This is a genomic window from Robbsia andropogonis (assembly GCF_000970345.1).
GTDB lineage: Bacteria > Pseudomonadota > Gammaproteobacteria > Burkholderiales > Burkholderiaceae > Robbsia > Robbsia andropogonis.
Map to the genome: position 1 here is coordinate 120,914 of NZ_LAQU01000002.1, position 14,026 is coordinate 134,939.

10 protein-coding genes are annotated in these 14,026 nt (G+C 61.5%); 5 read left to right on the forward strand and 5 right to left on the reverse strand.

Going from position 1 to position 14,026, the window contains the following annotated elements; all coding sequences use genetic code 11:
* Positions 1–4 precede the first annotated feature (4 nt).
* Complete coding sequence (locus WM40_RS02500; RefSeq protein WP_024904854.1) at positions 5–1,837, reverse strand: ABC transporter permease; 1,833 nt, start codon at positions 1,835–1,837, stop codon at positions 5–7.
* Between the two features lie 95 nt (positions 1,838–1,932).
* A complete protein-coding gene (locus WM40_RS02505) occupies positions 1,933–3,180 on the reverse strand; it encodes an ABC transporter substrate-binding protein (protein WP_046152067.1) in 1,248 nt (415 codons plus the stop codon).
* A 636-nt stretch (positions 3,181–3,816) separates the two neighbouring features.
* On the opposite strand from WM40_RS02505, the gene WM40_RS02510 reads away from it, so the two are divergent.
* The 3 genes from WM40_RS02510 to WM40_RS28510 all read left to right on the forward strand — a co-directional run bounded on the left by WM40_RS02510 (position 3,817) and on the right by WM40_RS28510 (position 7,976).
* Positions 3,817–4,983: a LysR family transcriptional regulator gene (locus tag WM40_RS02510; RefSeq protein ID WP_024904856.1), complete on the forward strand. Its 1,167-nt coding sequence runs from the start codon at positions 3,817–3,819 to the stop codon at positions 4,981–4,983.
* A gap of 23 nt (positions 4,984–5,006) precedes the next feature.
* The gene (locus WM40_RS02515; RefSeq protein WP_081765089.1) at positions 5,007–6,647 is read left to right on the forward strand and encodes a SidA/IucD/PvdA family monooxygenase; all 1,641 of its coding nucleotides are present in this window, start codon (positions 5,007–5,009) and stop codon (positions 6,645–6,647) included.
* A gap of 69 nt (positions 6,648–6,716) precedes the next feature.
* A complete protein-coding gene (locus tag WM40_RS28510; protein WP_082102391.1) occupies positions 6,717–7,976 on the forward strand; it encodes a CMD domain-containing protein in 1,260 nt (419 codons plus the stop codon).
* Between the two features lie 111 nt (positions 7,977–8,087).
* On the opposite strand, the gene WM40_RS02525 is transcribed toward WM40_RS28510, so the two are convergent.
* The gene (locus WM40_RS02525; protein ID WP_313905210.1) at positions 8,088–8,828 is read right to left on the reverse strand and encodes a GntR family transcriptional regulator; all 741 of its coding nucleotides are present in this window, start codon (positions 8,826–8,828) and stop codon (positions 8,088–8,090) included.
* Positions 8,829–8,966: 138 nt separating this feature from the next.
* Positions 8,967–9,776: a transcriptional regulator GlcC gene (gene glcC / locus WM40_RS02530; protein WP_201779116.1), complete on the reverse strand. Its 810-nt coding sequence runs from the start codon at positions 9,774–9,776 to the stop codon at positions 8,967–8,969.
* Positions 9,777–10,014: 238 nt separating this feature from the next.
* Here glcC and WM40_RS02535 point away from each other — a divergent pair, with 238 nt between their 5' ends.
* Positions 10,015–12,243 carry a malate synthase G gene (locus WM40_RS02535; RefSeq protein WP_046152068.1) on the forward strand — a complete coding sequence of 743 codons (2,229 nt, stop codon included), beginning with the start codon at positions 10,015–10,017 and terminating at the stop codon, positions 12,241–12,243.
* A gap of 22 nt (positions 12,244–12,265) precedes the next feature.
* On the opposite strand, the gene WM40_RS02540 is transcribed toward WM40_RS02535, so the two are convergent.
* Positions 12,266–12,550, reverse strand: a complete 285-nt coding sequence (locus tag WM40_RS02540; RefSeq protein ID WP_024904863.1) for a PAAR domain-containing protein — start codon at positions 12,548–12,550, stop codon at positions 12,266–12,268.
* A 640-nt stretch (positions 12,551–13,190) separates the two neighbouring features.
* On the opposite strand from WM40_RS02540, the gene WM40_RS02550 reads away from it, so the two are divergent.
* Positions 13,191–13,967 carry a flagellar brake protein gene (locus WM40_RS02550; protein ID WP_046152069.1) on the forward strand — a complete coding sequence of 259 codons (777 nt, stop codon included), beginning with the start codon at positions 13,191–13,193 and terminating at the stop codon, positions 13,965–13,967.
* Positions 13,968–14,026: the final 59 nt, after the last annotated feature.

Here is a 14,026-nt window from a genome sequence, read left to right on the forward strand (position 1 = left end):
TCCCTCAGCGCGCGCCAAACAGGCCCTGCGGCCGGAACCGAACCAGCAACAACAGGACAAGGCCATAGATCAGCATCCGGTAGTCTGCTGCCCAGCGGAACGCTTCCGGCAACGCCACCAAAACCACTGCACCGAACACCGCGCCAAACACATTCCCCAAGCCACCCAGAATCACCATCGTCAATGCGAGGATGGACACCTGCGAATCGAACGTCTGGTAATTGATATAACTGTACAAGTGTGCGGAAATGCCGCCGCTGATACCGGCCAGCACGCCCCCGAAACCGAATGCGATCGCCTTATACCGATTCGGGCTGATGCCATAAGACCGCGCCGCCACTTCATCCTCGCGCACCGCGCGCAAGGTCCGGCCGAGATGAGAGCGGAGCAGATGAACCTGGATCAACCCGAGGACAACCAGCACGCCCAACGTGAACCAGTAGGTCGCGCGCGGACTGTCCAGCGCCACGCCGAAAACCGACAACGGTGCGATGCCCGTCACACCGAGTGGACCACGTGTCAGGCCATCCCAATTCAAGATGACCAGACCCACCACCTCTCCTACGCCGAGCGTTGCAATCGACACATAGTGACCGCGCAGGCGGAACGCCGGATAAACGAGCAACGTGCCCAATACCGCGGTGATCAAGCCCGCAAGCGGAATCGTCAGGCCCGGTGACCAGTTCAGGTTACTTGACAACAACGCCGATGCATACGCGCCGATCAACAGCAACGCCGCGTGCCCCAATGAAATCTGTCCCACAGTTCCAGCGATCAATGTCAGGCTCAGCGCAAGCACCGCATACAACCAGGCGTTGCTCAATGTTTGCAGGATGTAATCAATACTCCCGCCCACCGGCGCCCAGGGCACGAACGCCGCGATGAGCACCAGCATCAGCATTACGGGCCATCGTAACGTGACGGCTTTCCCTGCTGGGAAAAACGTTCCAGTCAGCGGTTCCGGCGGCAAACCGCGGCCCCGGCTGAACAAGCCATTCGGGCGCCAGATCAAGAAAACCAATAGCAAGCCAAACGCGAACAAATCACGATAGCTCGTGCCGAACAGCGCCACGCCATAACTTTCCACGAGGCCCAGGATCAAACTCCCCGCGATGGCGCCCGGCACGTTACCCAGGCCACCGATCAGCAGCGCAACGACCCCTTTCAACGTGGCCTGAAAGCCCATCGCCGGATCGATCGTGTTGTAGTACATGCCGACCAATAAACCACTGACACCGCCGAGCGCGCACGCGATGGCGAACACCGCCTGGTTCACGGCATTGACGTTGACACCCATCTGCTTGGCCGCGTCGCGATCCTGCGCGGCGGCCCGCACCGCCCAGCCGAGACGGGTAAAACGCAAGAACCAGAACAATACCGCGGCGGTCACCAGACCGATCGCCGCGATCAGGATGTCCAGCGAACCCAACGTCGCGCCAGCAATATGCAGATGCCAGTTCGGCAATGGACTGTCGACCGGGCGCGGGTCCGGCCCGAAAATCAACTGCCCGCACTGGTCAAGCACGAAGCTGATGCCGATGGTGGCAAGCAAAGGCGCAATGCGTGCCGCGCCCTGCAAGGGCCGCAACCCCACGCGCTCGATCAGCATGCCCAATAAACCGCAGGCGATGATGGTCCCGAGCAATGCGACCGGCAGCGGCAAGTGCAGCTTGACCAGGCAGAGCCAGCCGACGAAGGCGCCGACCATATAGACCGAGCCATGCGCGAAGTTGATCAGGTGCGACACGCCGAAGATCAGCGCAAGCCCCACCGCCAGCAGCGCGTAGATGTTACCCACGATCAAACCGTTGATCGTGTAGTCGAGCCATGCAGTCATTGTTTCCGTATCCGTCAGCTTTCAGATAATGCGGCATGAAGCGCGCGTGCCCGCGACGTCGCGGGCAGGTGACGATGCGCATGCGCCATTGGTGCTCAAGGCTGCGGATGCGCCGGCTGCTTGTCCCACAGCGCGAACTTGCCGTCCTTCACCTGTAACGAGATCGTGTTCGCACCCGCCACCCGACGGGTGGCCGGATCGAACGTAATCTGGTTGTAGATCACACTCGGGACATTCCGAATGACGGCCAGCTCGTCATGCACGCCTTGCCGTGTTGGCGCCTTTGCTTCGCGCAATGTGTAGGCCGCCACCATCACCGCGTCGTACGCCCGGGCAGCGAAAAAGCCCGGCTCCGTGTTGTACTTTGCCTTGTAACGCTTCACGAACTCCTGGACGTTCGGCCGCGGATCCTGCGGGAAGAAGTTCGACTGCGTATAAACACCATTGGCGGCTTCGCCCGCCAATTCGAGGAACTTCGGCGAATAAATCGACCCCACCGCCGCGATCGGTTGCTTCAACCCGGCACCGCGCGCCTGGCGTACGATCTGCGCGCCGTCGGCGTAATACGAGATCAATACGACCGCGTCCGGATTGGCGGCATTGATCCGCACCAGCGTCGCGCGGAAGTCCTTGTCCGTGGGCTGATAGCCCTCAGCCGCCACGACCTTCGCCCCATCGGCCTCGATCGTCTTCGTCAAGATCGCCTTGCTGGTCTGGCCCCAGTCCGTGTTCAGGTACAACACCGCAATGCGGTTGAAACCAAGATCCTTGACCGCGTAGTGCGCAAGCAGCGGCTGCTCTTCCGCCTGCGTCACCGCCGTGCTCCACATGTAGTCGCCGCCCTTGGTGAAATCAGGGTGCGAGTTGGTGAACCCGAACTGAACCAGCTTGCCGCGCTGGTAGATTGGCGAAGCCGCCATCGACGCCGCGCTGGAAAAATCACCCAGCTCCATCAGGATGTCCCGATTGCCGACGAACTTCTGCGCGATGGCAATCGACTGACGCGGGTCGCTGCGGCTGTCCTCGAAGTCATAAGCCAATGGACGCCCCTTGATGCCGCCGTTGCTGTTCACGTCTTCCAACGCCAGATCAAAACCGCGCTTCCATTGTTCGCCGTATTGGGCATCCTGGCCTGTCAACGGTCCGCTGACGCCCAACAAATAGGGCGTGCCGCTCACCTTCGCCGGCGTCTGCGCGAACGCGGCCGGCACCGCGACCAGCACGCTCGCGCCGACAACCGCCGCCAACAAAGTCCTCACCAGCCGGCGTTGCGTCCCGTGGGAATGGCCGCGGGACTCGGCACCGGTGCGTGACGCCAAGCGAATATTCTTCAGGATAGCCATCAATGTCTGGTCCTCGTTAGTCAGTGCTCGTCTGTCCGTCCGGTCGCGTCATTACGGCCTGGCGCCGCACACCGGTGGACATCGGTCAGGGGAAAATCTCTCGCTGGCGATGAAATCACAGCCCGTTTCTCGACAACAACGAAGCAATCGGCATATGCATATTGCTTTTTGGCATGACGCGTCATCGCGCGCCTCGAAAACTACTGCCACGGCGCGACACGGTTTGCCCGCCTTCACATGCGCCCGCTGCGGGCCGTATTTGCGCTCCCGTCTCAAAAAATATGCAAATCATTGAATTAAAAAACTATTCGACACGGTTACCCGTTGCTCGTCCACGCGTCATGACCTTGTTGGTCCGGCATCAGGGCGCCAAATCGATGCCGCGCTCCCGCAACGGCAAGCGACGTTTTCTGCCGAAAGTGATCTAAGGATATCGCAAATAAATATATGTTTTTTGCATTCTTGCAGCGCTAGAATTCGTAAATCGCATGATGCACGCCGTCACGCCCATGCCGTATGCGCACGTCACGAACCGGTCTTTCGATAGACGGCACGTGTAGGGACGGGCGTCGAACATCGGCAAGCACGGCGACCCTCTTGTCACGCTTCACCCGTTTTGCTCACGATCTCTACTTCATGGAACTGCATCAACTGGAAGCGTTCTCCGCCGTGATGTCGGTCGGCAGCATTACCGGCGCCGGCAAGCTGCTCGCGCGGTCGCAACCAGCGGTGACACGACAAATCCAGGAACTGGAAGCGGATCTTGGCTATGCCCTGTTCGCCCGAAATGGTCCGCGCGTCACGCCGACGCATGAAGCATTCCTGTTGTACGAGGAAGTCGAGCGTTCCCTGGTCGGTCTGGAAGCGATCACGCAACGTGCGCGGGCGATCGGCAATGGCACCGAACGGCCAATCGCCTTGGCGGCGACGTCGGCATTGGGCACCTCGATCGTTCCTGAAGCATTGCGTCGGGTACTCGAAGACGAGGCCCGCGGCAGCGACGGCGGAGCGGCATGCGGACGCGTGACGCCTGCGAACGCGATTGCGATGCCTCGCTGGCAGGTCAGGACGCAATCGGCGGAGCATATTGTCCATGCCGTACTGACGGATCACGCCGATATCGGGTTGACGACATTACCGGTCGCCCATGACGGGCTTGACGTCCATTGGATAGCGGAAGCGCCATGCGTATTGGCGCTTCCGCCCGGTCACCCGCTGGCGGTTGTGGCAGATCCCGAGCGTGAAGAGAATGGGCTATGGGATCTGCCACCGGTGCCTTTACGCGCACTGCATGGTGTGGGGCTTGCGACCGTGGCCAACCGGCATCGTTTGCGTCACCGGATTGACGCTGCGTTCGCCCGTGCACACGTGACCCCAGCCATCTGGCTCGAATCGAACAGCGGCGCGAACGCACTGATGGCTGCCCGCACGGGCGCCATGGCCGCTGTTGTCGATCCTGCCACCGCAATCGGCCATCAGGGCAATGGCGTGCACATTCGGGCGCTGGCGGAAAGCATTCCCTTCCTATTTGCCGTGGTCACACGTGCCGGCCGGACCCAGTCGCCTAGCGTACAGCGCCTGCTGCAGGCACTGCACGACAGTGCGCGTGGACTGCTGCGGCACGTCACCTTTCACGCAGCGGATGCACATGACGCATTGCTGCAGCAGGATCGATCTGTATCGACGCGGGGCAAAGCGCCCATTCGCACAACCCTGCGCCGTGGCGCCGACACACGGCAACAGATCAGCAACGACGGCGTGTCGATCGCGCGCCGCGCGGCGAAATCGACTGGCAGGCAATGAAGGACTTATTAGCAGGACGCATGATGACATCATCCACACCCACCGCCCATGAAGCCCCCTCGACGCTGCCCCGGTCCGTCGTCGCCAACGCAGAGGCGTCTCTCGACGCGCCGCCTCCCGCCGGTCTTGAGGCGCTGGAGGCGCGCCTCGCGCAAGATTTGAAATGGCTCGCATTACCGGCGGCGTCCTGGATTCCGCCTCGCTTCGTAGATGGCGCGCGCGTGCGCGACGTCGTGATCATCGGCGGCGGCATGGCGGGCCTCGCGCTTTCCGCGGAGCTGCACTTTCTCGGCGTCGACAATCGCCAAGCCTATGACCGCGCGGCCAAGGGTCGCGAAGGCCCGTGGGTCGACTTCGCCCGCATGCGCACGCTCCGCTCGCCAAAGGTGCTGACCGGTCCGGCACTGCGCGTGCCGACGCTGACCTTCCGCGCCTGGTTCGAAGCACAGTTCGGTGTGGCCGCATGGGAAGCGTTGGACAAGATTCCGCGCGAACAATGGATGACATACTTGCGGTGGTATCGCGATGTGCTCCAATTGCCGATCGACAATGGCGTGGCGTTGCGCCGAATACAACCGCGTGGCGATGGCGTGGTCGCGCTAACATTTGAAAGAATCCTTCCAACAACGGAGACACACGACCGGACGCCGCCATCGGCGACAGACCCGCGTGGCGCCTGCACCGCCGACGACCCGGTGCCGCATGCGAACGCCGAAGACGCCACGGTTGGTCGTGTGTGGACGGTCCTTGCCCGTCACGTCGTGTTGGCAACCGGGCGCGACGGCATAGGGGGGCCCGCCGTGCCGCCGCTCGCGAATACATTGCCACGCCATCGTTGGGCACACTCGGCCGATGCGATCGACTTCGGGGCACTCGTGGGCAAGCGGGTCGCGGTAATCGGCGCCGGGGCGTCCGCCTTCGACAACGCCGCGACGGCGCTCGAAGCCGGCGCCGCCAGCGTCGACATGGTGATCCGGCGCCCAGACATTCCGCGCGTCAACGCCCTCACGGGCATCAGTAGCCCCGGCTTGGCATACGGGTTCGAGGCACTGGAATCCGAGTGGAAGTGGCGCATCTTGCACTACGCAGGCAAGGTGCAAACACCTCCGCCACGAGACAGCGTACTGCGCGTCTCACGCTTTCGGAATGCACGATTCCATGTGGGAAGCGCGATTGCGTCGATGCAAGAAACGGATACCGGTGTGCGGATCGACACGGCCCGTGGTCCGATCGAAGTCGATTTCGTTATTTTCGGGACGGGCTTTCACTCACGCTTGTCGGCGCGCCCGGAACTCGCGGATATCGCACCGCATATCCGATTGTGGCAGGACCGTTTCACCCCCACGGAAGACGAGCAGGACCAGGAACTGGCGGAATCGCCGGATCTCGCGGAGGACTTTTCGTTCCAGGAAAAAGTGCCTGGCGCTTGTCCAGGCCTGTCCCGCATCCATTGCTTTAATTTTGCCGCCAGCCTGAGCGCCGGAAAGGTCTCGGGCGACATCCCGGCGATCAGCATTGGGGCGCAACGACTGGCACAACATGTGGTGTCGCGGCTGTTTCAGGACGATCAACAAGCGCACTACGCGGCGCTGCAAGCGTACGCGACGCCGGAATTGCAGGGCGACGAATGGCAACCGTATGTCGCGGACGACGGCCCGCGTTAAATCCGCGCAGAATAAAGTGACCGACCCTGCCTCGCTGGAGGCGCGATTTTTCAGCTATTGGAATTGGCCATGACCCCCTCGAATATTGCGCAAGACACAACCGCGAACAATCAGCAGGCCACGCTTGCGTCGGACAGTCTTTACGACCCGTCGCGGGACACCATCGATCTGGTGACGGCGCTGACGCCCGATGACGCCCGATACCAGATGCGTCACGCTCGTGAAAAAATCGCACGCCATACACAACTGAGCGAACTGGCGCTGTTCGACCCGGCGATCGACGATATCAGCGTCGGTGAGCGCCTCTTCGCCGCCTGGTATGCCGCTTCATTGAGCGGCGTGCCAGCGGTTGCCGGCCTTTACCGCCGTCGCATTGACGTCATGGACGGCAACGAACCGGCTCAGGCCGCAATGGCGACCCTCGATGCGCTGGCACCGGAAGAATCCGCACCGTCCAGCGCGTCGGTACGCGCCGACGGTGCCAACGACGTGGCCCGCATCGCGGGAAAACGCTTCGGCGCGATTGCCACCCATACCATTTTGCTTGCCGATGCGCCGGTACTTGCCGAGCCACACCATATCCAGCATCTGCAGCAGGCCGGGTTCACCACCCGGGCCATCGTCGTGCTGTCGCAGTTGATTGCCTTCGTGGCATACCAGACGCGCGTCGTCGCAATGGTCAATGCGATGGGCGAAAATGCGAACGGCAGCTATCGCCCCACTCCCGCCCCATTGGACCTGATCGAAAGCCGCACCTATACGTTCGACACGCTGGGCTGGAAGGCATGGGCCGATACGGTCCCGCTGGACCGCGCCTCGCCAGACCAGATCAAGGTGCTGGAGGAAAGTCATCCGAAGGCCAAGACGTCCGACTATTACCTGCTTCTGGTCCATGCACCTGAAATCCTGCGCCAACGCTCGCTGGTGTTCAACGCCATCATGTACGGCAACGGCGGCCTGTCGCGCGCGGAACGCGAGCTGGGCGCCACCGTCGTGTCACGCATCAACGGCTGCGTCTATTGCGCCTCGGTGCATGCGCAGCGGTTCGGGCAGTTGGCCAAGCGTGTGGACAGCATCGAGCAGGTGTATGCCGATCCAGAAAGCGCAGGCACCTCGCCGCGTGAACAAGCCATCGTGCAATTCGCCATTGCACTGACCCGTGCGCCTGCCGCGCTCGACACACAGGCGATCACGACGCTGCGCGAGGCGGGGTTGCAGGCCGAGGAAATTCTCGATCTGACGCACTCGATCGCCATCTTCGCCTGGGCGAACCGTTTAATGCTGACCTTGGGAGAACCCACCCACCCGAACGGTCCCGCGGTCATCTAGGCCGCTACCACGGTGCCGTGGGGCATGCCGTCGCCAAACCTGCTCGGCCCTGTCCGAGGCGAGCCGGTCAGGGCAATGCCCGGTGCCCGAAGCACGCCGATATCAGTGGTGTCAACTGCCCTTCCAGCCTCGCTGGAAACGTTCGGAATAACTGAACCGGCTGGCCGGATGAATGCTGATGGCCAGTTCGACGACCTCGGCGCGTCGATTGAAGTATCGCCGCTGCACCCATAACGCCGGATCACGGGATTTCGCGTTGAGCTGCCGCGCGGTACCGGTGGGCAGCGCCACGGCCCGTATTTCCTGTTCCACCTCCACGATCTGTTCGTTGAATTGGCCTTCGATCATCGAAAAAATCGGGGTCTGAAGCGCCTCCTCCAATCCGATTAGCGTGCGATACGCCGGGTGGATGTATACCTCCGTATGACAGATCGGGTCCGGGTGCTGCGTCGAGCGCCGTAACCCGTCCAGCCTTAGCCATCTGTCACCCGGCGTGGCCTGTAATTGCTCGCACAGTATTGGATCGGTGATTTCGGCCATCCGTTTCTGCTTCAATTGCAATACGGTATCCGCACTGTAACGCTGCAGATCGCTCAACTGCTGCATGACCTGCTTGTATCTGCCCGCCGCGTCCACCGCCGTCACCGTGGTGCCCACGCCAGCCTGGCGCTTTACCATACCTAACTGCACCAGTTGCTTGACGGCCTCCCGCACGGTCGATCGACTCGCGCCGTACTGGTCGCAAAGCGCAAACTCTGTCGGTATTGTCGTTCCCACCGGGAAACGCCCGCTCTGTATCTCGTTGATCAACGTTTGCGCCAGTTGCATATAACGCGGTTGCTGCGTTGCCACGATGCCCATCCTTCCCACGTCCAAGAAATGTTGCGTTTCTTATTACACTACAGCCTACGGGCGTAGCAGTTGCTATCGTCGCGTCGTTCCACTCGCAACCCCAGGCCCCTCCGATCAATGCGCGTGCGGCCCGCGGCGCTACTGCCAGCCTTCCAGGCGCAACGTCGCGCGCACGAGCCGTTGCTCATCCTCTTCGATTTCCTTCAAGCTGGCGCAGACACTGGCGATATGATCGGCCGCCGCCTGGCCGGCCTGTTCCGGTTGCTTGTCGATCACCGCACGATATAACGCCATATGTTGTGCGTCGATCGCTCGTTTGTACGGATCGCGGTGATAGAGATTATTAACGCAGGCAAAGACCGAGCACAGCATCAGGTCTGTCAGCGCGCTCAGCGTATGCACCAGCACGGGATTATGGGATGCCTCGCAAATCGCGAGATGAAAAGCGTGATCCCGCCGCGCATGTTCCGACGATGTGACATCACTGTCATGGGCGGCCAGCATCTCCTGATAACGCCGCGTTATCATCACATGGTCGGCCGGCGTGCCACGGAGCGCGGCCAATCGCGCCGCCTCGGTCTCGAGGAGGCTTCGCACCTCGAACAGGTCGTACAATGTACGCGGTTGTGCGCCGAGCAGATACATCAACGGCGATGCTTCCGCACGACCGCTCAGGTTCGCGACGAATGAGCCCTTGCCATGGTTGGTCTGGATAATGCCTCGTGCGCGCAGCACGCTCAGTCCTTCGCGCAACGCGGTGCGGGAGACGCGTAGTTTTTCGACAAGCCGTCTTTCTGACGGTAGCGGCTGCCCGGTCTTGAGCACACCATCGACGATCAGGCGCTCGATCCGCGTGGCCACCGAGGTGGCCACCTGGGTGGTCTCGTCGCCGTCTGCACCACGCAGGCTATCCTGTGCCGGGCGCGTCTTTGTGGCAGGTAGAATCATCATCGTTTGTCCATTCCCGGGCCGCGGTCAGTCGCGGGCGCGGCGTTACACTGGTAAGACCACCCTGCCCATGATAGCGCTTGATAGCCTGATCTACATCGAAAAAACTGGTCGGACCAGTACCACGTCCCATCGACAATCGCGGCGCACGCCGCCAGAATCATCGTCACCGCCGCGACACGCGAGCCTCACGCTCGTCACCCGTCCGCTCACCTGACCCGCCCGCATGGAGTACGCCATGGCCTCTTTTTCCCTTCGTGACGGCCTGCACGTCGCAGACGTCCTCGCCCAGTTCGTAGAAACCGAAGCCCTGCCCGGCAGCGGCATCGCCCCGGAGATTTTCTGGCGGGGCGTGACCGCGATCGTGCGCGACCTGCAACCGAAGAACCGCGCCTTGCTTGCGGAACGCGATCGCCTGCAAACGGCACTGGACGAATGGCATCGGGCGCATCCGGGCCCGATTGGCGCCGGCGCGTCGATGGCCGCGTATCACGCCTTCCTGGAGCAGATTGGCTACATCGTCCCGCCGCCGGCAAGTGTGCAAGCCGTCACAACCGATGTCGACACGGAAATCGCGGAACAGGCCGGCCCGCAGCTGGTCGTCCCGCTGTCTAATCCGCGCTATGCGTTGAACGCGGCAAACGCACGCTGGGGTAGTCTCTATGACGCGCTGTACGGCACCGATGCGCTCCCGGAGACGCAAGGCGCCGAACGCGGCACCGCCTTCAATCCAGCGCGCGGCGCACAGGTTGTCGCCTACGGCCGGCGCTTTCTCGACGATACGGTGCCGCTCGCCAAGGGCTCGCATGCCGACGTGACACGTTACCGCATCGTCGACGGCGCCTTGATGGCGGATCTGGCGACAGGCGCGGCGCCACTGGCATCGCCGGCGCATTTCATTGGATATCAAGGTACGGCCGATACACCCTCGGCGATATTGCTGAAACAGCATGGCCTGCATATCGAAATCCAGATCGATGCAACGGATCGCATCGGAAGCACTGATCGGGCACAGGTAAAGGATATCGTCGTCGAAGCAGCGCTGACGACGATCATCGACTGCGAGGATTCGGTGGCGGCCGTCGATGCGGAAGACAAGACGCAACTCTATCGCAACTGGCTGGGTCTGATGCGCGGCACATTGCAGGAACAGGTACACAAAGGCGGCAAGACCTTTACTCGCGCACTCAATCCGGACCGCCATTACATCGGCGCCAATGGGACGCCGTTGACGCTGCACGGGCGATCCCTGCTGTTCGTGCGTAACGTCGGGCATCTGATGACGAACCCGGCAATACGCGATGCCGACGGCAACGAGATTCCGGAAGGCATCCTCGATGCCATCATGACGACACTGTGCGCGCTGCCCGATTATCGACGCGCGCGCGATGCGTCCCACAGCGCGTCACCACGCGACGCTGCCGATGTACCGCGCAATTCGCGGACCGGATCAATCTATATCGTCAAGCCGAAAATGCACGGGCCGGCGGAAGTCGCCTTCGCGCGCGAACTGTTCGAACGGGTGGAAGATCTTCTTTTGCTGCCGCGTAACACAATCAAGATGGGCATCATGGACGAGGAACGCCGCACCAGCGTCAACCTGGCTGCATGCATTGCCGAAGCTGCCACACGCGTGGCCTTCATCAACACAGGCTTCCTCGATCGTACCGGCGACGAAATGCACACGGCGATGGAAGCGGGACCGATGATGCGCAAGGGCGATATCAAGGGCAGCAAATGGATCGCGGCCTACGAGCGCAATAACGTTGCCGTCGGACTGGCGTGCGGCTTGCGGGGCCGTGCCCAGATCGGCAAGGGCATGTGGGCAATGCCTGACTTGATGCACGCGATGCTCGAACAAAAGATCGCGCAACCGAAAGCTGGCGCGAACACCGCATGGGTGCCCTCGCCCACGGCCGCGACATTGCACGCACTGCACTACCACATGGTCGACGTACAGGCGGTGCAGGCCGCACTCGAAGGCCAATCGCTGGCCGCCTCACGCGCGGCGCTGCTGGAGGACTTGCTGACGATTCCGGTGGTGGCGTCGGCGAATTGGCATGCCTCGGAAATCGACAGCGAACTCGAGAACAATGCGCAGGGCATTCTGGGATACGTCGTACGATGGGTCGACCAGGGCGTTGGCTGCTCGAAAGTACCGGACATTCATGATGTCGGCCTGATGGAAGATCGCGCCACATTGAGAATCTCCAGCCAGCATATCGCCAACTGGCTGCGACACGGGGTGGTGACGGCGGCCCAGGTGGATGCCGTGCTGGCGCGGATGGCCGCGGTGGTCGATCAGCAAAATGCCGGCGATCCGCATTATCAGCCGATGGCGCCGGATCTCGATGCGTCGCTCGCGTTTGCCGCCGCGCGTGCATTGGTTCACGAAGGGCGCGCGCAACCCAGCGGCTATACCGAGCCATTGCTCCATGCGTTCAGATTGCGGGTGAAGGCGCACTGATACCCGGAAATAGCATTGGCGTTCAGTTTCCCAACGAGCCCATGTCCTGCGACGCCAACAGGGTCGGCGGCGGCGAGCATTGGCATTGGCACAAGTCGTTTTCCAATGCCACTTGCTTGCCCATCATCGTCATCGTGTGCGGCGCGCCGTCGCTGATGATGACGCCCTGGGTCTTGCAGGCGGGACACGACACCGGTGCACCAATATAGGCAAGCGGTCGGCCTGCAAAAGACGACTCACCCACACCGTCCAGCACAACGCCATCGGCATTTGTCCTGTCGTCTTTCCGAATAAATTTACGTCCCATCGATCCTCTTCGCTACCGGTGATATCAGGCAGGAAGGGGCGAAGCGACGCCAGACGATCGATAGCACGTCCGCGCCACGGGCATCCACTGCGTCCCTTCCACTGAAACAGAAACCGATATTATCACCGCAAGACAGATCGGTCATGAGCAAATAGCAATGGTGGATCGTGGATTGGGGGATGTCGGACGAATCTCATGACCCTTGAATCCAGGCGCATGCCGCCGAAAACGGCTGTACCGATAATCGAAGAATGCGGGAGCATGCGCGCGCGAATCGTGCAATCTCGCGGCAGAACGACATGGCTGAATCCGGCATGCTGCAACCAGGACGTAGCAATGCGCGGGTGGATCCAGATGCGCCTTCCGCCTATCAGCTTCAGGCTGCCGTTGACAGGGGCGGTCACCGTAACAGGTGGGTGCCGTTACGTAGCACCCTTGTTCACATCACAGCGCCGGAGGCGGGCCGATGGGCGCCGCGAAACCTTGAAAGCCCCATCCAGCAAGGCTATGCCTGACTCCGAGTGACGCAGGCACGCTCTATGCGTTATCCGAACCATTCGACGCTCCGGATCAACGAACGTCCCGGTTGCACCGGGGACGGACGCGCCCAAGAACGGTTCAAGGATAAACGGATACCACGATGGCTACCGCCCTGGCACTTGCCGCCGCAGACCTGCATGCCCCCGTTTCCGCGCCGATCGTGGACGCCGACTATTGGCATCGTCATCCGCTACAGATCGCCATGTGTCTGCGCAATCTGATGTCCCATCACGATCGCATGACGGTGACATTCGACGGCGGCGGTCAATATACGCTGCGGGTACTGGACGTCGATTCGCGAGAAGGCCGGTTCACGTTTGATGCAAGCAACGTGGACGCTGATAATATCGCCTTGCTGGCGTCGGACGCGCTGTCATTCTCCAGCTTGCCGGGCACCATAGAAACGAGATTCACGACCAATGGCGCGATCAAGGTGCACTTCGATGAGCGGCCTGCGTTTGAGGTGTCGTTCCCATCAGCGCTGTTTTTCGCACAGCGACGAGAGCATTTCAGAGTACAGGTTCCCGCGACCGAGCCATTCAACGTGGTCGGCGTTGCGCCGGATGGCGTATGCTTCCAGCTCGAACTCTACGATATCTCACTAGGCGGTATCGCCTTGAAAACCCCGGAACGGCTCCATGGCAAATTCGTGCTGGGGAGCATGCTCCATGATGTGACACTGGAACTCGGGCATTTCGGTTCCGTGGCGGTGAACCTGGAAGTCATGTCGCCGCGCTGCATGACAACCGCCAAAGGCGAGGCGCTTTACATTGCAGGTTGTCGCTTTGTCGACAAACCTGGTTCAGCGGAACGGCTCCTGCAACGCGTTGTCATGCACCTGGAAACCCATCGTCAATCGATGGCACGACGGTTGTGAAGTGCCACGACCAAGTACCACGACCCCATATCATGGCCAAATCGATCGATACCATGACG

What these genes read in the sequence shown, in the direction of transcription:
- WM40_RS02500 (WP_024904854.1), bottom strand. Translation starts at nt 1,837, where the DNA reads ATGACTGCATGGCTCGACTACACGATCAACGGTTTGATCGTGGGTAAC.
- glcC (WP_201779116.1), bottom strand. Translation starts at nt 9,776, where the DNA reads ATGATTCTACCTGCCACAAAGACGCGCCCGGCACAGGATAGCCTGCGT.
- WM40_RS02540 (WP_024904863.1), bottom strand. Translation starts at nt 12,550, where the DNA reads ATGGGACGTAAATTTATTCGGAAAGACGACAGGACAAATGCCGATGGC.
- WM40_RS02535 (WP_046152068.1), top strand. Translation starts at nt 10,015, where the DNA reads ATGGCCTCTTTTTCCCTTCGTGACGGCCTGCACGTCGCAGACGTCCTC.
- WM40_RS28510 (WP_082102391.1), top strand. Translation starts at nt 6,717, where the DNA reads ATGACCCCCTCGAATATTGCGCAAGACACAACCGCGAACAATCAGCAG.
- WM40_RS02505 (WP_046152067.1), bottom strand. Translation starts at nt 3,180, where the DNA reads ATGGCTATCCTGAAGAATATTCGCTTGGCGTCACGCACCGGTGCCGAG.
- WM40_RS02510 (WP_024904856.1), top strand. Translation starts at nt 3,817, where the DNA reads ATGGAACTGCATCAACTGGAAGCGTTCTCCGCCGTGATGTCGGTCGGC.
- WM40_RS02550 (WP_046152069.1), top strand. Translation starts at nt 13,191, where the DNA reads ATGGCTACCGCCCTGGCACTTGCCGCCGCAGACCTGCATGCCCCCGTT.
- WM40_RS02515 (WP_081765089.1), top strand. Translation starts at nt 5,007, where the DNA reads ATGACATCATCCACACCCACCGCCCATGAAGCCCCCTCGACGCTGCCC.